General features: G+C 58.6%; 19 protein-coding genes. 15 read left to right on the top strand and 4 right to left on the bottom strand.

Features of this window, described 5'->3' with window-relative positions:
* Positions 1–2: 2 nt before the first annotated feature.
* The gene (locus AC07O1_RS16190) at positions 3–1,169 is read right to left on the bottom strand and encodes an aminotransferase-like domain-containing protein (protein WP_495012779.1); all 1,167 of its coding nucleotides are present in this window, start codon (positions 1,167–1,169) and stop codon (positions 3–5) included.
* 81 nt (positions 1,170–1,250) lie between these two features.
* On the opposite strand from AC07O1_RS16190, the gene AC07O1_RS16195 reads away from it, so the two are divergent.
* The 3 genes from AC07O1_RS16195 (at position 1,251) to AC07O1_RS16205 (ending at position 4,015) form a co-directional block, all read left to right on the top strand.
* Entirely contained in the window at positions 1,251–1,691 is a 441-nt protein-coding gene (locus tag AC07O1_RS16195; protein ID WP_494993778.1) for a MarR family transcriptional regulator, read from the top strand.
* Between the two features lie 283 nt (positions 1,692–1,974).
* Positions 1,975–3,324, top strand: coding sequence for an NCS2 family permease (locus tag AC07O1_RS16200; protein ID WP_494993777.1), 1,350 nt, complete (start codon positions 1,975–1,977; stop codon positions 3,322–3,324).
* A gap of 64 nt (positions 3,325–3,388) precedes the next feature.
* On the top strand, positions 3,389–4,015 hold the full coding sequence (locus AC07O1_RS16205; RefSeq protein WP_494993776.1) for a LysE family translocator: 627 nt from the start codon (positions 3,389–3,391) through the stop codon (positions 4,013–4,015).
* Between the two features lie 225 nt (positions 4,016–4,240).
* Here AC07O1_RS16205 and uraH read toward each other — a convergent pair whose 3' ends face one another.
* Positions 4,241–4,594 carry a hydroxyisourate hydrolase gene (gene uraH, locus AC07O1_RS16210; protein ID WP_489357023.1) on the bottom strand — a complete coding sequence of 118 codons (354 nt, stop codon included), beginning with the start codon at positions 4,592–4,594 and terminating at the stop codon, positions 4,241–4,243.
* Positions 4,595–5,030: 436 nt separating this feature from the next.
* Here uraH and puuE point away from each other — a divergent pair, with 436 nt between their 5' ends.
* The 8 genes from puuE (at position 5,031) to AC07O1_RS16250 (ending at position 13,533) form a co-directional block, all read left to right on the top strand.
* Entirely contained in the window at positions 5,031–5,960 is a 930-nt protein-coding gene (gene puuE / locus AC07O1_RS16215) for an allantoinase PuuE (protein ID WP_495089336.1), read from the top strand.
* Positions 5,957–6,472, top strand: coding sequence for a 2-oxo-4-hydroxy-4-carboxy-5-ureidoimidazoline decarboxylase (gene uraD / locus AC07O1_RS16220; protein ID WP_495089337.1), 516 nt, complete (start codon positions 5,957–5,959; stop codon positions 6,470–6,472). The genes puuE and uraD overlap by 4 nt, the downstream gene beginning before the upstream one ends.
* Before the next feature lie 90 nt (positions 6,473–6,562).
* Positions 6,563–7,558, top strand: coding sequence for an allantoicase (gene alc, locus AC07O1_RS16225; protein ID WP_494993773.1), 996 nt, complete (start codon positions 6,563–6,565; stop codon positions 7,556–7,558).
* A 139-nt stretch (positions 7,559–7,697) separates the two neighbouring features.
* Positions 7,698–8,201 (top strand): ureidoglycolate lyase, encoded by a 504-nt coding sequence (locus AC07O1_RS16230; protein WP_489072066.1) that lies wholly within the window; start codon positions 7,698–7,700, stop codon positions 8,199–8,201.
* Between the two features lie 50 nt (positions 8,202–8,251).
* Positions 8,252–9,550, top strand: coding sequence for a urate hydroxylase PuuD (locus AC07O1_RS16235; protein WP_495089338.1), 1,299 nt, complete (start codon positions 8,252–8,254; stop codon positions 9,548–9,550).
* 172 nt (positions 9,551–9,722) lie between these two features.
* Positions 9,723–11,081 carry a nucleobase:cation symporter-2 family protein gene (locus tag AC07O1_RS16240; protein WP_495089339.1) on the top strand — a complete coding sequence of 453 codons (1,359 nt, stop codon included), beginning with the start codon at positions 9,723–9,725 and terminating at the stop codon, positions 11,079–11,081.
* Positions 11,082–11,643: 562 nt separating this feature from the next.
* Complete coding sequence (locus tag AC07O1_RS16245; protein ID WP_494993769.1) at positions 11,644–12,429, top strand: outer membrane protein OmpK; 786 nt, start codon at positions 11,644–11,646, stop codon at positions 12,427–12,429.
* A 249-nt stretch (positions 12,430–12,678) separates the two neighbouring features.
* Complete coding sequence (locus AC07O1_RS16250) at positions 12,679–13,533, top strand: pirin family protein (protein ID WP_495089340.1); 855 nt, start codon at positions 12,679–12,681, stop codon at positions 13,531–13,533.
* A gap of 47 nt (positions 13,534–13,580) precedes the next feature.
* Here AC07O1_RS16250 and AC07O1_RS16255 read toward each other — a convergent pair whose 3' ends face one another.
* Together AC07O1_RS16255 and AC07O1_RS16260 are read right to left on the bottom strand one after the other, a co-directional pair.
* Positions 13,581–14,753 (bottom strand): patatin-like phospholipase family protein, encoded by a 1,173-nt coding sequence (locus tag AC07O1_RS16255; RefSeq protein ID WP_495089341.1) that lies wholly within the window; start codon positions 14,751–14,753, stop codon positions 13,581–13,583.
* A gap of 39 nt (positions 14,754–14,792) precedes the next feature.
* Positions 14,793–15,725: a lipid A biosynthesis lauroyl acyltransferase gene (locus AC07O1_RS16260; protein ID WP_495089342.1), complete on the bottom strand. Its 933-nt coding sequence runs from the start codon at positions 15,723–15,725 to the stop codon at positions 14,793–14,795.
* Between the two features lie 121 nt (positions 15,726–15,846).
* Here AC07O1_RS16260 and minC point away from each other — a divergent pair, with 121 nt between their 5' ends.
* The 4 genes from minC (at position 15,847) to AC07O1_RS16280 (ending at position 18,671) form a co-directional block, all read left to right on the top strand.
* Positions 15,847–16,581: a septum site-determining protein MinC gene (gene minC / locus AC07O1_RS16265; protein WP_495089379.1), complete on the top strand. Its 735-nt coding sequence runs from the start codon at positions 15,847–15,849 to the stop codon at positions 16,579–16,581.
* A gap of 201 nt (positions 16,582–16,782) precedes the next feature.
* Positions 16,783–17,595, top strand: a complete 813-nt coding sequence (gene minD, locus AC07O1_RS16270; protein ID WP_494993765.1) for a septum site-determining protein MinD — start codon at positions 16,783–16,785, stop codon at positions 17,593–17,595.
* Positions 17,595–17,849: a cell division topological specificity factor MinE gene (minE, locus tag AC07O1_RS16275; protein WP_007928666.1), complete on the top strand. Its 255-nt coding sequence runs from the start codon at positions 17,595–17,597 to the stop codon at positions 17,847–17,849. The genes minD and minE overlap by 1 nt, the downstream gene beginning before the upstream one ends.
* 186 nt (positions 17,850–18,035) lie before the next feature.
* Positions 18,036–18,671 carry an RluA family pseudouridine synthase gene (locus AC07O1_RS16280; RefSeq protein ID WP_494993764.1) on the top strand — a complete coding sequence of 212 codons (636 nt, stop codon included), beginning with the start codon at positions 18,036–18,038 and terminating at the stop codon, positions 18,669–18,671.
* Positions 18,672–18,878: the final 207 nt, after the last annotated feature.

An 18,878-nucleotide genomic window follows, 5' to 3' on the forward strand; every position in this document is an offset into this window, starting at 1 on the left:
CCTTAAGCTTCCTGCGCAGCTTGTGCTTGACGTACGACGGCGGCCAGCCGCTTGAGACCTTCGTCCAGACGCGCTGAATCGATGTGGCTGAAATTCAGCCGCAAGTGACCTGGATTGCGATCCGGGTCGGAAAAAAACGGTTCGCCCGGCATGAACGCCACGTCCTGCGCCAGCGCCGGCTTGAGCAAAGTGCGGGTGTCCAGCGGTTTTTTCAAGGTCAACCAGAAAAACAGCCCGCCTTGAGGCACCTGCCAATCAGCCAGATCGGCGAAGTGTTTTTCAAGCGCCGCCTGAAAGGCATCGCGGCGCACGCGGTAAAAGCCACGCAGTTCGACCAGATGGTTGCGAAATTTTTCGGTGCCGATCCACTGCATCGCCTGCCACTGACCGACACGATTGGTGTGCAGGTCGGCTGACTGCTTGAGCCGCAACAGGTGCGGGAACAGATCCGGACTGGCAATCAAATAACCGACCCGCAGACCGGGTAGCAAGGTCTTGGACACCGTACCGGTGTAAATCCAGCTGGCCTTTTTCAAGCGACTGACGATCGGTGTGGCGCTGCCGTCATCGAAAGTCAGCTCGCGATAAGGTTCATCTTCGATCAGGGTCACGCCAAACTCGTCCAGCAACGCCGCCACCGCATCGCGCTTGGTCTCGCTGTAGCGCACCGCTGATGGGTTCTGGAAGGTTGGGATCAGGTAAATGAATGCTGGCTGGTGTTTTTCCAGGCGGGCGCGCAATTCCGGCAGATCCGGGCCGTCAGCTTGCAGCGGCACAGTCAGGCAGTGCGCACCGAACAGCTGGAAAATTTGCAGTGCCGCCAGGTAAGTCGGCGCTTCGAGAATGATCTCGGTGCCTTTGTCGATGTACAGCTTGGCGGCCAGATCGAGGGTCTGCTGGGATCCGCTGACCACCAATACCTGGCTGGCCTGGCACGGCACACCCAAGGCTCGAGCTTCGGCCGCAAGTGCTTCGCGCAATGCCGGCTCGCCTTCGCTCATGCCATATTGGCCCATCGACAGCGGCATGCCGGTCCATTCGATTTTGGGCAGCATCGCTTCGGCGGGCAGACCGCCAGCGAACGACATCACTTCCGGACGCTGGGCTGCGGCGAGGATTTCACGAATCAAAGAACTTTTAAGGCGCGAGACACGTTCGGAAAAAGCCATGGTGGTCACCGTAGCGAGGCTTGAGGAAAATAAGTCAAACTAGTTGACCGAAATTACGATGACACACGCAGATACGTCAATATGCTTGACCTTAAAAATCAAATTACTCAACAAGCCGCCATGGAAGCCTTTTTCTTCGGTTACCAGGCGTTCACCGCCAAAGCCGACGAAATGCTCGCACGCCGGGGCTTGAGCCGGGTGCATCAGCGCATCGTGTTTTTTATCGCCCGCTATCCAGGCCTCAGCGTGAAAGAACTGCTGACGGTGCTCGGGGTGAGCAAGCAAGCCTTGAACACTCCACTGCGTCAGTTGATGGAAATGCACCTGGTAAACAGCGTTGCGCCAGATTCGGACAAGCGTAAGCGTCTGCTGGAGCTGACCATCGAGGGCGCGCGCTTTGAGCAGTCGCTGCGACGTGAGCAGGTGAAACTTTTGCAGCGAGTGTTTGCCGAGGCCGGCGAGACCGCGGTGAATGGCTGGCTAGCGGTGAATAAGGCGCTGGGGGAAAGCCGCTCGAGTTGAAGCCCCCCGCTTTTCCTGATCGTTCCCGCGCTCCGCGTGGGAACGATCAATCAACGGGATCTGCCCCCTCCCTCTCCATATATCCTTCCTTTCATCCTTTTCGCACACAATAACAAAAACATTATTTGCTTTATTTGTATACAAAAGCATAATTCGCTTCGTGCGAGTTCCTGACCTTACAGTCAACAAAAGCCCGCAAGCCTTACATGCCTCAAAGAGCCGCTGCCCACCATCGCGTGTCCGGTTCTGGAAAAAACAATAAAACTCTTGAGGAGTACTCGCTGTGGAAAGCCGCAAATCCGAAGCCCCTACGCTGGACCTTTCACCGTCGTTGAACAACAGCTGGCTGGAACGCCTCTTCAAGCTCAGTTTGCACGGCACCACGGTGAAGACCGAGCTGATTGCCGGTCTGACAACCTTCATCACCATGGCCTACATCATCTTCGTCAACCCGAACATCATGGCTGACGCCGGGATCGACCACGGCGCTGCCTTCGTCGCTACCTGCATCGCCGCCGCGCTGGGTTGCCTGTTGATGGGCTTGTACGCCAACTGGCCGGTCGGCCTGGCGCCGGGCATGGGCTTGAATGCCTTCTTCACCTACACCGTCGTCGGGACCATGGGCTACAACTGGGAAACCGCGCTGGGTGCGGTGTTCATTTCCGGTGTGCTGTTCATGATTCTGACCCTGTCACGGGTGCGTGAGTGGCTGCTCAACAGCATTCCGGTGAGCTTGCGCTATGCGATGGGCGCAGGAGTCGGATTGTTTCTTGGCATCATCGGCCTGAAAACCTCCGGGATTATCGTCGACAGCCCGGCCACCCTGATCAAACTCGGCTCCCTGCGTGAGCCTGGTCCGCTGCTGGCAGCGGTCTGTTTCCTGATGATTGCGGTGCTCAGCTATCACCGGGTATTCGGCGCGATCCTGATCAGCATCATCAGCGTAACCGCTGCCGGCTGGGGACTGGGTTTGGTGCAGTACAACGGAATCTTCTCCACCCCACCCAGCCTTGCCCCGACCTGGATGGCCATGGACATCGCCGGCGTGTTCAACGTCAGCATGATCAGTGTGGTGCTGGCGTTCCTCTTCGTGCACATGTTCGACACCGCCGGCACCCTGATGGGCGTCGCGCAACGGGCCGGTCTGGTGAACGCTGACGGCAAGATCGAAAACCTCTCCCGCGCATTGAAAGCCGACAGTGCTTCCAGCGTGTTTGGCGCAATGGTCGGTGTGCCGCCGGTCACCAGCTATGTGGAGAGTGCCGCCGGTGTAGCCGCGGGTGGCCGTACCGGTCTGACGGCAGTCACGGTTGGCGTACTGTTCATTGCCGCGATGTTTTTCGCGCCGCTGGCTGGCATGATCCCCGCTTATGCAACCGCTGGCGCACTGATATACGTGGCGATGCTCATGATGGGCGGCATGGAGCACATCAAGTGGAGCGAAGCCACTGACAGCATTCCGGCGATTGTCACCATGATCATGATGCCGCTGACCTTCTCGGTCGCCGACGGTATCGCACTGGGCTTCATCAGTTATGTTGTGTTGAAGGCCGGTACCGGCAAACACAAGGAAATATCCATCAGTTTGTGGGTGCTGTGCGCGATCTTTATCGCCAAGTTCATTTTCTTGTAAGCAACAGACGCTTCAACCAGCCTCACCCCGCCGGGTGGGGCTTTTGCACATTAGGAGAAAAGTGATGAATCTGGAAACCTGGCTGTTGTTCAGCGGCGCCGCGCTGGTGGTAATTCTGATCCCGGGACCACTGTCTTTATTGATGATCAGCAACAGTTTGAACTACGGTTTGCGCCGCTCTTACCCGGCGTTTCTGGGCGGAGTGATTGCCTCTATCTGCCTGCTCAGCGCCTCGGCTTTGGGTCTTGGCGCCTTGCTGCTGGCCTCTGAGCAGCTGTTCAGCGCACTGAAAATCGTCGGCGCACTGTACCTGTTCTACCTTGCCTGGCAGAGCTGGCAGCAATCGCGGCAACCGGCCCGAACCACAGAAGTGCCACACGCGGCACCTGTTCCGCGCTTTCGCGCACTGTTTGGGCGCGCGTTTGTATTGGGTGCGAGCAATCCCAAAGACATCCTGTTCTTCGCCGCCTTTCTGCCGCAGTTTCTCAGCGCCGAGCAGCCGTTTCTACCGCAGCTGTTGATCATGATCGCCACCTGGACCGCGCTTGATCTACTCTGCAAGCTGGCCTACGGCCTCGGTGCCCATGGTGCAGCGCGGTATCTGCGCAGCGGCAAGGGTCAGAGCTGGTTCAACCGGATCAGTGCCGGGTTGTTCAGTGGCGCGGGCGCGGCTTCGTTGTTGAGCCGCTAAAAGCTTCGCGGTGTAGGAGCAGCCGGTCGACGCTCGATTGCTCACGATGGACGTTAACGATAACGCGTGTTTTCTGAATAAACGCGCCGCCCTTGAGTCCATCGTCGGAACGCCGCCCGGACCAATCGAGCGTCGACCGGCTGCTCCTACACACAGACGAAAAAAAGCCCGCAGTGTGAGCGGGCGAAAGACCAAAGAAGCTTTTGCGCAGATTCGTGGGGGAGTCTAGCTTCCTCGGTAAGTCGAATAGCTGTAGGGCGAAATCAGCAGGGGCACGTGATAGTGATCCTGCTCGGCCGAGATACCAAAGCGCAGCACCACTACATCGAGAAATGCCGGCTCCGGCAGCTGTACCCCGCGGGCACGGTAGTAGTCGCCTGCATGGAACTGCAGTTGATAGACCCCGGAACGGTAATCATCGCCCTGCAACAACGGCGCATCGCAACGGCCATCGCTGTTGGTCAGCGCGCTGGCGACCAGCTCCAGCTGCGTGCCTTCAACCCGGTACAACTCAACCTTGATCGAGCTGCCAGGGCAACCGTGTGCGGCATCCAAAACGTGTGTAGTCAAACGTCCCATTGATTCTGCGCGCCTGCCTGCGGTTCAAGCAGCCAGGCCTCGCGCCTCCCGAAGTCAGTTAAAAAGGAGACCGCACCGTTTCGGAGCACGAAAAAGGGCGGCGAGCGACTGATTAAGACACTTTTCAAAAAAATTGTACACAATAAAAATCACCTATCTGCCTTCAGCCCTGTCAGCCTTGGGTTGTAAGTGAATTTACAGCCACGCCTTGAGATTAGGCGATATCCCATTCATTAGCTGACCAATCAGGCAGGTTTCTTGCAATGCCCTTTTTTGATGACAATCAGTGAAATTTGCAAAAATTCAGGCTTACAAAGTGCCAATAAAGTTGTATACAATCACTCCATCGCTGTGACACCAGCCTGTCATCTCACCGCCAGGCCGTCACACCCCCCTTGTCACGAACAAGACACCACGAACAAGAAGGAAGACTGCAGTGAGCGCTGACTACCCACGCGACCTGATCGGTTACGGCAGTAACCCTCCTCACCCACACTGGCCGGGCAATGCCCGCATCGCCTTGTCATTCGTACTCAATTATGAGGAAGGCGGCGAACGCAACATCCTGCACGGCGACAAAGAGTCGGAAGCCTTCCTCTCGGAAATGGTCTCGGCGCAGCCACTGCAAGGCGAGCGCAACATGAGCATGGAATCCCTTTACGAGTACGGCAGCCGTGCCGGCGTCTGGCGGATCCTCAAGCTGTTCAAGGAATTCGACATTCCGCTGACCATCTTCGCCGTGGCCATGGCCGCCCAGCGCCATCCAGACGTTATCCGCGCCATGGTTCAAGCCGGTCACGAGATCTGCAGTCATGGTTACCGCTGGATCGACTACCAGTACATGGACGAGGCGCAGGAACGCGAGCACATGCTCGAAGCGATCCGCATCCTCACCGAAATCAGCGGCGAGCGCCCGCTGGGCTGGTACACCGGCCGCACCGGGCCAAACACCCGTCGCCTGGTGATGGAAGAAGGCGGTTTTCTCTATGACTGCGATACCTACGACGACGACCTGCCCTACTGGGAACCGAACAACCCGACCGGCAAGCCACACCTGGTGATCCCGTACACCCTTGACACCAACGACATGCGCTTCACCCAGGTTCAGGGGTTCAACAAGGGCGATGATTTCTACCAGTACCTCAAAGACGCGTTCGACGTGCTCTACGCTGAAGGCGCCGAATCGCCGAAGATGCTGTCCATCGGTTTGCACTGCCGCCTGATCGGCCGCCCTGCCCGTTTGGCCGCACTGAAGCGTTTTATCGAGTACGCCAAGAGCCACGAGCAGGTCTGGTTCAGCCGCCGGGTCGACATCGCCCGCCACTGGCACCAAACCCATCCTTACCCAGGAGGGGACTCGAAATGAGCGCCTTTCAGACCCTCAAACCATCGACCTTGAGCCGTGAAGCCTTCGTCGACGCCTTCGCCGATATCTACGAACACTCGCCATGGGTTGCCGAAAAGGCCTACGACCTGGGCCAGGACGCCGGGATCGACCAGATTGAAACCCTGCACCAGCGCATGAGCGATATCCTGTTGAGCGCCGATCACGCCAGTCAGCTGGCACTGATCAACGCTCACCCGGACCTGGCCGGCAAAGCCGCCGTCCAGGGCCAACTGACCGAAGCCAGCACTAACGAACAGGCTGGCGCCGGTATTCACCAATGCTCGAGCGATGAGTTCCAGCGCTTCACCGAGCTGAACGAGGCCTACAAAGCCAAGTTCGCGTTCCCCTTCATCATGGCGGTAAAAGGCAGCGATCGGCATCAGATCCTCGCGGCGTTCGAAACACGCATCCACAACTCGGTCGACACCGAATTCAAATGCGCGCTGGCAGAGATCAACAAGATCGCCCTGTTCCGATTACTGACTCTATAGCAACCTTGGCCCTGACGATTTCATGAACGCCGAAACCGCCCCGGGCCCTGCGAGCATCCCCAGCCACTTATTTCAAGGCAGACAAGAAGAATGAAAGCTTACGCCGTACCTTTCGAGAAGTTCGTCAACCTGGCCGACGCCCGCCTGGGCACCAAAATCATCTCGGTCACCGATGACTGGTTCGCTGACGCCAACCGCCTGTTCCAGCCGACCCCGGCCGTGTGGAAGGAGGGCGTTTTCGATGACAACGGCAAGTGGATGGACGGCTGGGAGTCGCGCCGCAAGCGCTTCGAAGGCTACGACAGCGCGGTAATCCGCCTGGGCGTGCCTGGCTCGATCAAAGGCGTGGACATCGACACCTCATTCTTCACCGGCAACTTCCCGCCGTCTGCCTCCCTGGAAGCCTGCTTCGTGGCTTGCGGCGAACCGACTGAGAACACCCAGTGGGTCGAAGTGCTGTCGGCTGTCGAGTTGCAAGGCAACAGCCATCACTTCCACGAGATCAATAACGATCAGGCCTTCAGCCACCTGCGTTTCAACATCTACCCGGATGGCGGCGTAGCGCGTCTGCGCGTATATGGCATTCCGTTCCGCGACTGGTCTGCGGTCGGCGACAACGAACAGATCGATCTGGCAGCTGCCCTGAACGGCGGTCGCGCCCTAGCTTGCTCCGACGAACACTTCGGTCGCATGAGCAACATCCTCAATCCGGGTCGCGGCATCAACATGGGCGACGGCTGGGAAACTGCCCGCCGTCGCACACCCGGCAACGACTGGGTAATCGTCGCCCTCGGCCACCCGGGCGAGATCGAAAAAATCATCGTCGACACCCTGCACTTCAAGGGCAACTACCCCGACACCTGCTCGATCCAGGGCGCGTTCGTCAAGGGTGGCACCGACAGCCAGATCGAGACCCAAAGCCTGTTCTGGCGTGAACTGCTGCCCGCCCAGAAGCTGGAAATGCACGCCGAGCACACCTTCGCCGAGCAGATCAAAGCCTTGGGCCCTATCACTCACATCCGCCTGAACGTGTTCCCGGACGGTGGTGTGAGTCGCCTGCGTGTACTGGGCAAGGTTGCAAAATAACAGATGATCGTACCCACGCTCTGCGTGGGAATGCATACCGTGACGCTCCGCGTCACAGCGGACGCGGAGCGTCCATGGCGGCATTCCCACGCGGAGCGTGGGAACGATCGATACTGAACTCAAAGAAAAGAAGAACAGCATGCGCACATTGATGATTGAACCATTGACCAAAGAAGCCTTCGCCCCTTTCGGTGACGTGATCGAAACCGACGGCAGCGATCACTTCATGATCAACAACGGTTCGACCATGCGCTTCCATCGTCTGGCCGAGGTTGAAACGGCCACGCCAGACGACAAGGCGATCATCAGCATCTTCCGCGCTGATGCGCAGGACATGCCGCTGACCGTTTGCATGCTGGAGCGCCATCCGCTGGGCAGCCAGGCTTTCATACCGCTGCTCGGCAACCCCTTTCTGATCGTGGTCGCGCCACTTGGCGATGAACCTGTATCAGGCTTGGTCCGCGCCTTCGTCACCAACGGCAGGCAGGGCATTAATTACCATCGCGGCGTTTGGCACCATCCGGTGCTGACGATCGAAAAGCGGGATGACTTCCTGGTGGTTGATCGCAGTGGCACAGGCAATAACTGCGATGAGCATTTTTTCAAAGAGGATGAGCGTTTGATCCTCGCCCCCCACCAATAAGAGAAGGTCTGATCACTCGACAACAGAGTGACAGGCAAGAGGTAAAGACTGTGGAAGCACATCTGATGGAATGGCTGAACCTGAGCATACGCTGGGTTCACATGATCACTGGCGTCGCCTGGATCGGCGCTTCGTTCTACTTTGTCTGGCTGGAAAACAACCTCAATCGGGTCAACCCGAAAGAAGGTCTGGCAGGCGACCTGTGGGCGATCCACGGTGGCGGTATCTACCACCTGGAAAAATACAAACTGGCCCCGCCGACCATGCCGGACAACCTGCATTGGTTCAAATGGGAAGCCTACTTCACCTGGATGTCGGGGATCGCGCTGTTGTGCGTGGTGTTCTACTCCAACCCGGTTCTGTATCTCGTGGCACCCGGCAGCGGCCTGAGCGGCCCTGAAGGCGTAGCCATCGGCATCGGCTCGTTGTTCATCGGCTGGTTCGTCTATTCCTTCCTGTGCGATTCGGCGCTGGGTAAACGCCCTGCCCTGCTCGGCCTGATCCTGTTCGTGCTGTTGATCGCTGCGGCGTACGGCTTCAGCAAAGTGTTCAGCGGTCGCGGTGCGTACCTGCATGTCGGCGCCATTATCGGCACCATCATGGTCGGTAACGTATTCCGTATCATCATGCCGGCACAGCGCGCGCTCGTCGCAGCCATCGCCGAAAACCGAACGCCCGATCCGGCGTTGCCGGCCAAAGGCCTGTTGCGTTCGCGGCACAACAACTACTTCACCTTGCCGGTGCTGTTCATCATGATCAGCAACCACTTCCCGAGCACCTACGGCAGCCAATACAACTGGCTGATCCTGGCCGGGATCGCGGTGCTGGCGGTGTTGGTGCGTCACTACTTCAACACCCGTCACGACAGCCACAAGTTCGCCTGGACCTTGCCTGTCGCGGCACTGGGCATGATCTGCCTGGCTTACGTGACCGGCCCGACACAGATGTCGAGCGCCCCTGAAGTGGCCAAGGCACCGGCGAAGATCGAGTACCAGCCGATTCCGGAAACCGCCATCAGCGGCGCCAAGCCTGAAGCCGCCCCACCCGCTGCGGCACCGACCCAGGCTTCCACTGCCAACGCTAGCGCCCCGGACTTCAACAAGGTTCACAGCGTGATTCAGGAACGCTGCGCGGTGTGCCATTCGGCCAACCCAACCAGCCCGTTGTTCAGTGCAGCTCCCGCCGGGGTGATGTTCGATACACCGCAACAGATCCAGCAACTGGCACCGCGGATTCAGGCCCAGGCTGTCACCACTCAGATCATGCCCTTGGGCAACATCACACAGATGACCCAGCAAGAACGTGACCTGATCGGCGCCTGGATCGCTCAGGGAGCCCGGACCAACTAAGCCATTTTTGACGCCTTCGCAGGCAAGCCTCGCACCTACCAGGTTCATGCACCACCTGTAGGAGCGAGGCTTGCCCGCGATCAACCGCGAAGCGGTTGCTAAAGATTCAAAAAAGCTGTTCGCAACCACGCAGCTGTTAAACCACAAGAATAAAAAAGATCCGAGGTGTTGCATGTCCGAGCTATCCGAAGCGCGCATCCCCGACGCACCCGCCATTCAGCGCTTGCCCCTTTTGCAACTGATTCTGGTCGGCCTGCAACACGTTCTGCTGATGTACGGCGGCGCCATTGCGGTGCCGCTGATCATCGGACAGGCCGCGGGCCTGAGTCGTGAAGAAATCGCCTTCCTGATCAATGCCGACCTGCTGGTTGCCGGGATTGCCACCGTGGTGCAATCACTGGGCATCGGTCCCATGGGAATTCGTATGCCGGTGATGATGGGCGCCAGTTTCGCTGCGGTGGGCAGCATGGTGGCCATGGCTGGCATGCCAGGCATCGGCATGACCGGGATCTTCGGGGCGACCATCGCTGCCGGTTTCTTCGGCATGCTCATCGCGCCGTTTATGTCCAGGGTGGTGCGCTTCTTCCCGCCCTTGGTGACCGGCACCGTCATCACCTCGATCGGCTTGTCGTTGTTCCCCGTGGCCGTGAACTGGGCCGGCGGTGGCAACGGTGCCGCACAGTTCGGTTCGCCTATTTACCTGACCATTGCAGCCCTGGTACTGGCAACCATCCTGTTAATCAACCGGTTCATGCGCGGTTTCTGGGTGAACATCTCAGTACTGATCGGCATGGGTCTGGGCTACATCCTTTCCGGTTTCATCGGCATGGTCGACCTCAGCGGCATCGCTCAGGCGCCCTGGCTGAAGGTCGTCACCCCGCTGCACTTTGGCATGCCTGAATTTCATCTGGCGCCGATTCTTTCGATGTGCCTGGTGGTGGTGATCATCTTCGTCGAATCCACCGGCATGTTCCTCGCACTGGGCAAGATCACCGGTCAGGAAGTCACTCCACGGATGCTCCGTCGTGGTTTGCTGTGTGACGCCGGCGCCTCGTTCTTCGCCGGTTTCTTCAACACCTTCACCCACTCCTCCTTTGCTCAAAACATTGGGCTGGTACAGATGACCGGCGTGCGTTGCCGCTCGGTGACCATCGTCGCCGGTGGGTTGCTGGTCATCCTCAGCCTGCTGCCCAAAGCCGCATTTCTGGTTGCCTCGATTCCGCCTGCGGTACTCGGCGGCGCAGCGATTGCGATGTTCGGCATGGTCGCCGCCACCGGAATCAAAATCCTCCAGGAAGCCGATATCGCTGACCGCCGCAATCAGTTGCTGGTAGCGGTGAGCATCGGCATGGGCCTGATTCCGGTGGTCCGCCCGGAGTTCTTCGGCCACTTGCCATTGTGGATGGGTCCCATCACCCACAGCGGCATCGCCATGGCGACCATCAGTGCCCTCTCGTTGAACCTGTTGTTCAACATATTGGGCGGTGCTGAACGAGCCGCCAGTAACGCTCGGCAAGCCCACCAGCACTGACCTGAGGGGCGGTACGCCTGCCGCCCTCGCGGTGTCAGCCGTTTTAGTCAACACCCACTACACACACATGACTGCGACCGGACTTGAAGCCTGGTCGCAGTCAGCGGCTGCCTGCGCCTTAACAATAAAAACAATCAGCGAGCAATACCATGAAACGCAAACACTCCAGCCTGCTGGTCAAGGGGCACCTCTAAGATGGCCCGCAACCGTGCCCTAATCTTGTTACAAGCGCTCTGTTACGGGGCACTTAAGCCATGCTGCGCGAGCCAGTATTCTCCGCGGCCGCCCGAATCCGCTCAAAAAAAAACTCCAGATTTAAAACCTGACCATATAGCCAACTTATCCCGGCACCGGTTAGTCCCGAGGCGCACCGAATCAACTCTCAATCGACTGTTTCAAGGCAGCCGAGCGGGAGTTTTTTTGTTTTTTTTGCCTTGGCTCAGCTCTTGCTACCAGCAATAAAGCTGACCGATCGGATGACTTTTACAGCAACGAAAAAAGGCGCCACACCAGAGCGCCAACTTAAAAAATACGTGGAACAACCTACTTTGGGAGCAACCGAATGAAACGTACATGCACCAGCCTGATGCTTGCCGGATCCTTGTTGGCGGGGGGGCAGGCGATGGCCGGCGATCTGCTGCAATGGCAGAACAACAGCCTGACTTACTTATGGGGCAAAGGCTTCAAGGTCAACCCTGCGATCCAGCAAACCGTCACTTTCGAACACGCCGATGCCTGGAAATATGGAGATAACTTCTTCTTTCTGGACCGGATCTTCTACAACGGTAAAAAAGACCACGATGTTGGCTCGGATACCTATTACGGCGAGTTCAGCCCACGCCTGTCATTCGGTAAAATCTTCGACCAGAAGCTGGAGTTCGGCCCGATCAAGGATGTCTTGCTGGCCATGACTTACGAGTTTGGCGAAAACGATACCGAGTCCTACCTGATTGGTCCGGGCTTCGACCTGGCGATTCCCGGCTTCGACTACTTCCAGCTGAACTTCTACCAGCGCCATCCCGAAGGCAACCGCCCGGGTAATAACGTCTGGCAGATCACTCCGGTGTGGTCCTATACCATCCCGATGGGCAAGTCGAACGTCTTGATCGACGGCTACATGGACTGGGTGGTCGACAACGACCAGACCGCCAAAGGCACCTACCACGCCAACCTGCACTTCAATCCGCAAATCAAATATGACTTGGGCAAGGCGCTGAACTGGGGCGAGAAGCAGCTGTACGTCGGTATCGAATACGACTACTGGAAGAACAAATACGGGATCGAGGACACCCCCTCCTTCACAACCAATCAGGACACCGCGAGCTTGTTGGTGAAATTTCACTTCTGATCGATAGTGCCGATCTTCCCGATGTGCCGTGACGGAAGATCAAAAGATCGCAGGCTTCGCCAGCTCCCACGGAATGTAGGCAGGTTTTGTGCGTAGGAGCTGCCGCAGGCTGCGATCTTTTCGAGGCCATCACCCGTTCCCCTATAGAACAATCGAAAAACCAGATAACTACCCCGCAAAATTCGCAACCAATGATCAATTGGCCTGACGTAGCATGGGTCCATTCCACACTGATCAGGAGTTGCACCAATGACTCAATTTCGCAAAGTACTCAGCATTCATACCGGACAACCGGCATCCGACGGTGCCGGGGTGAAACTGACCCGGGTCTTCGGTGGCCAGGGCGTTGAACGTTTCGATCCATTCCTGATGCTCGATGAATTTGGATCGCAAAATCCTGACGACTACATTGCCGGCTTCCCACCGCATCCCCATCGCGGTTTTGAAACCGTGACCTACATGCTGGAAGGCCGCATGCGCCACGAAGACCATCTGGGCAATGTCGGCTTGCTCGAGGGCGGTGGCGTGCAATGGATGACCGCGGCCAAGGGCATCATTCACAGTGAAATGCCGGAACAGGAAGAAGGCGTGATGCGCGGTTTCCAGCTGTGGCTGAACCTGCCGGGCAAGCACAAACTCGACACCGCCAGTTACCGGGATATTCAGCCGGCAGATATTCCACGGACAAAGACCAAAAACGGCGTCGAGGTGGTGGTGATCGCCGGTCGGTTCGATGACGGCCAGGTACAGCAAGCCGGAGCGGTTGAGCGCCCGGATACCGAGCCGCATTACTTCGACATTCATCTACCGGCGGGCAGCAGCATCAGCCCTCGCCTGCCCGAGGGGCATCGTGCGCTGCTGTATGTCTACGAAGGCCAGGTGGAGCTGCCGGGGCAAGTCCAGAGCATCGGCGCCAGTAAGCTGATTCGCTTGTCCAATGAGGGCGAGTTACAGCTGAGCAGCCAGTCGGGCGCAAGGGTTCTGCTAATCGCCGGCAAGCCGCTGGACGAGCCGATCGTGCAGTACGGGCCGTTTGTGATGAACACCCGGGAAGAGATCGAGCAGGCACTGCGCGATTTTCGGGATGACCGGTTGACCGTCTGACTCAAGCTTTGCATAGCCAGTCAGGGCCCCATCGCGAGCAACCTAGATCAAGGCAACGTCGCAAACATCGGCAACCCCAGAAACCGGCACAACTGCTCACGCTTGGCCAAGGCATCGCTGCGGCCAAGCTCGATCAGTTCGCTGCAATACCCCGCCTCGAACAGCAAATAACTGAGGACCCCGGCTCCACTGGTTTTGGTCGCACCCGGCCCGCGTAGAAACAGCCGCAAGGCCGCTGGCAGCTCTTGGCGATGGCGTGCAGCAATTTCATCAATCGGCTGGCTCGGGGCAATCACCAGCACCTCCACCGGCGTCAGCCCGAGGCTGCGGGTCGGCGTACCCGCAGGCAGCAGATGGCTGAGCTGGTTCAGACGTTGCAGCAACTCAATGTCACTCTCCAGGCTGTCAATGAAGGTACTGTTGAGCATGTGCCCGCCGATCTGCGCCAGGCTTGGCTGCTGGCCGGTGTAGGTGCGTTGCAGTGGTTGCTGTGGGTCAAAACCGCGCGGGTTGCCACTGACGCCGACCACCAGCACCCGGCTCGCCCCCAGGTGCAAAGCCGGGCTGATCGGCGCCGGCTGACGAACGGCACCGTCACCGAAATACTCCTGGCCGAGTTTGACCGGAGCAAACAACAACGGGATCGCTGAGCTGGCCAGCAAGTGTTCGACCGTCAGCTGAGTCGGCACGCCAATACGTCGATGACGTAACCAGGCATCAATGGTGCCGCCGCCCTGATAGAAGGTCACCGCCTGACCAGACTCATAGCCGAAAGCCGTGATGGCCACCGCGTGCAATTGCTTTTGCCGGATGGCTTGCTCGATACCGGACAAATGAAGTTTGCGGTTCAACAAACGCCGTAACGGTGAACTGTTGATCAGCGCCACCGGCACTTGAGCGCCTAACCCCAGCAGGCTATGCCCGACAAACCGTGTGGCTTGGCTGATCACCCCTGGCCAATCGCTGCGCATCACCTGATGGCTGCGAATACCCTGCCAGAACGCCGTCAGACGCTGGATCGCGCCGCCAAAATCCATTGCCCCGCTGGCCAGGCTGACCGCGTTGATCGCTCCTGCGGACGTACCAACGATCACCGGAAACGGATTCGGCGTCCCCGCCGGCAATAACTCGGCAATCGCCGCCAACACCCCAACCTGATACGCCGCCCGAGCCCCACCGCCAGAAAGAATCAAACCTGTGACCGGTTCAGCTGAACTCATCGCAACACTCCATGGTGCTTGCAATCTAACGGCATTGCGTCAGCCACGCTTGGCATACAACTTCGGCTCACCCGGTGGCCGGCTCTTGAAGCGGCGATGGGCCCAGAGATATTGCTGCGGACATTCGCGCAGCGCACCCTCGACCCATTGATTGATCCGCAGACAATCAGCTTCTTCACTCTCTCCCGGGAATTGCGTCATCGGTGGATGGATGACCAAGCGGTAACCGCTGCCGTCGGCCAGGCGTTCCTGGGTAAAGGGCACCACCAGCGCTTTGCCCAATCGAGCGAACTTGCTGGTGGCGGTGACCGTCGCCGCCTGAATGCCAAACAGCGGTACGAACAGGCTCTGCTTGGCGCCGTAGTCCTGATCCGGCGCATACCAGATCGCGCGGCCGGCACGCAGCAGTTTGAGCATACCGCGCACGTCGTCGCGCTCCACCGCCAGGGAGTCGAGGTTGTGCCGTTCACGGCCACGGCGCTGAATAAAGTCGAACAACGAGTTCTTGTGCTCGCGGTACATGCCGTCGATGGTGTGCTGTTGACCGAGCAAGGCCGCGCCGATTTCCAGCGTGGTGAAATGCAGCGCCATCAGGATCACGCCCTTGCCCTCGCGCTGGGCCTGCTTGAGGTGCTCCAGCCCTTCGACATGAGCCAGACTCGCCAGCCGCGACCTGGACCACCACCAGCTCATGGCCATTTCGAAAAAAGCGATGCCGGTAGAGGCGAAGTTTTCCTTGAGCAGGCGCTTGCGCTCGGCGGCGGACTTTTCCGGAAAACACAGTTCCAGGTTGCGCTTGGCAATGCGCCGCCGGTCAGTTGCCACCCGATACATCAACGCCCCCAAGGCGCGGCCGATCAGCAGCAGCACGGAATATGGCAACTGAACGATCAACCATAGCAGGCCGAGGCCAAACCACAGCGGCCAAAAACGCGGAAGAAAAAATGTAGTTCGAAAACGCGGGCGATCCATTACAGATTCCGGACAGACAACAAGGCCGCGCATTCTACAACGGTTCGACCCGGGTTGCGGCTAGCGGGCGTTCTCGTTATAAGTCTCGGCACTTTTAGTGACAAGCCGTTTAATGCCGACCATGACCCAAACCGAACCGCTAGACCAAGAACCTGTGTTCCAGTTGAAGGGCAGCATGCTCGCAATTACGGTGCTGGAACTGGCCCGCAATGACCTCGAAGGCCTTGACCGCCAGTTAGCGGCGAAAGTCGCCCAGGCGCCAAACTTCTTCAGCAATGCCCCGCTGGTGCTGGCCCTGGACAAACTGCCGGCCACCGAAGGCGCCGTCGACCTGCCAGGCCTGATGCGCATCTGTCGCCAACATGGCCTGCGCACGCTGGCCATCCGCGCCAGCCGGATCGAAGACATCGCCGCTGCCATTGCCGTGGATCTTCCGGTATTGCCGCCCTCCGGCGCACGGGAGCGTCCGCTCGATCCGTACGAAGGCGAGAAGAAAAAACCGGAAAAGCCGCCGGAACCGACTATCAAACCGACCAAAATCATCACCTCGCCGGTACGCGGCGGGCAGCAGATTTACGCCCAGGGTGGCGATCTGGTAGTGGTCTCCTCGGTCAGCCCCGGCGCGGAACTTCTCGCCGATGGCAATATCCATGTATACGGCCCGATGCGTGGTCGCGCCCTGGCTGGAGTCAGGGGCGATACCAGGGCCAGAATTTTTTGTCAGCAATTGAGTGCCGAACTGGTGTCGATTGCCGGCCAATACAAGGTTTCCGAAGACTTGCGCCGCGATCCACTGTGGGGCTCTGGGGTTCAGATCAGCCTGTCGGGTGACGTGTTGAACATCACTCGTCTTTAACGGATACTGCCGCATTTTCCAAGCATCTCTAAAACGTAGCGAAAACAGCTCAAACGAAGTAGGAATCGGCGAAAAGCAGTGTTTACCGCAAGTAAACCCCCGCTTAATAACCGAATCCCAGCCAAGGCTGTCCGACTGCAGTAGTTTTCAAGAGATGTTTTTCAGGGGCTAAAAGTCCTTTTTCCTTAGGGGTGAAACACCTTGGCCAAGATTCTCGTGGTTACATCCGGCAAGGGTGGTGTGGGTAAGACCACCACCAGCGCCGCTATCGGTACCGGCCTCGCTCTGCGCGGTCACAAAACAGTCATCGTCGACTTCGACGTCGGTTTGCGTAACCTTGACCTGATCATGGGTTGCGAGCGCCGTGTGGTGTACGACTTCGTCAACGTGGTCAACGGTGAAGCGAACCTGCAGCAAGCGCTGATCAAGGACAAACGCCTGGAAAACCTCTACGTGCTGGCCGCAAGCCAGACGCGTGACAAAGACGCGCTGACCCAGGAAGGCGTGGAAAAAGTGCTCATGGCACTCAAGGAAGACTTCGAATTCGTAGTTTGCGATTCTCCGGCGGGCATCGAGAAAGGCGCCCACCTGGCCATGTACTTCGCCGACGAAGCGATTATCGTGACCAACCCGGAAGTGTCCTCGGTGCGTGACTCCGACCGCATGCTGGGCTTGCTGGCCAGCAAATCGCGTCGCGCCGAAAAAGGCGAAGAGCCGATCAAGGAACACCTGCTGCTGACCCGCTACAACCCCGAGCGCGTCAGCAATGGCGAAATGCTCGGCGTCGAAGACGTCAAAGACATTCTCGCGGTGACCCTGCTGGGTGTCATCCCGGAATCCCAAGCGGTACTCAAGGCTTCGAACCAGGGCGTGCCTGTGATTCTCGACGACCAAAGCGACGCCGGCAAGGCGTACAGCGATGCCGTCGACCGTCTGCTGGGCAAGACCGTGGAGCATCGTTTTCTCGATGTCACGAAGAAGGGATTCTTCGAGCGCCTGTTTGGAGGTAGATAATGAATCTTTTTGACTTCTTTCGTGCCAGCAAAAAGGTAAGTACCGCGTCGGTTGCGAAAGAGCGTCTACAGATCATCGTGGCGCACGAACGCGGCCAACGCACCACCCCGGACTACCTGCCAGCCTTGCAGAAGGAACTGGTCGAGGTGATTCGCAAGTACGTCAATATCGGGTCCGATGACGTGCATGTCGCGCTGGAAAACCAGGGCAGCTGCTCGATTCTGGAACTCAATATCACCCTGCCTGATCGTTGATCGATCCGGCTGGAGCCACGGCGACTCAGGTTCCTTCGGCCCTTTGTAGGAGCGTAGCTTGCTCGCGATGCAGGCAACTCGGTGAGTCTGGTACACCGGGTTGATGCTATCGCGAGCAAGCTACGCTCCTACAGAGGGCCATGAGGGGCCCGAGTCGCCGTTGGCGTTTGTTACGAGGCTGTTTTAATGCCGTTGTCGAATATCCGCATCATCCATCAGGACGCCGCCGTTCTGGTGGTGGACAAGCCTACCCTGTTACTTTCCGTGCCCGGTCGCGCCGAAGACAACAAGGACTGCCTGATCACCCGCCTGCAAGAAAACGGCTACCCGGAAGCGCGAATCGTCCATCGACTGGACTGGGAAACCTCCGGCATCATCCTGTTGGCCCGCGACGCTGACACTCACCGCGAGCTGTCTCGACAGTTTCACGACCGCGAAACCGAAAAAGCCTACACCGCGCTCTGCTGGGGCCAACCGGAACTGGACAGCGGTAGCATCGACTTGCCGCTGCGCTACGACCCACCGACCAAACCGCGACATGTGGTGGACCATGAGTTCGGCAAAAACGCCCTGACCTTCTGGCGTGTGCTGGAACGCTGTGGCGACTGGTGCCGGGTTGAACTGACCCCCATCACCGGCCGTTCACACCAATTGCGTGTGCACATGCTCTCCATCGGCCACCCGCTACTGGGCGACGGCCTCTATGCCCATCCACAAGCATTGGCCGCCTGGCCGCGGTTGTGCCTGCACGCAAGCATGCTTAGCTTCACTCATCCGCAAAGCGGCGAGCGCTTGCGCTTCGAGTGCCCGGCACCGTTCTGAGCCTGACGCCCCCCCCTGTAGCAGCTGCCGAAGGCTGCGTCCGATCGCGGAGCGGTCGTAATCCAGCGCTCGCGGTTATCCAGACACATCGCAATCGCGCCTGTTACGACTGCTTCGCAGCCGGACGTAGCCCTCGGCAACTGCTACAGGAGCGTGCCGCGCCAAATCTGCAGTCAATACGGTAAACTTGCGCCACTGCTGTCTGGA

It is taken from the genome of Pseudomonas sp. GW821-FHT07G10, from assembly GCF_059418545.1.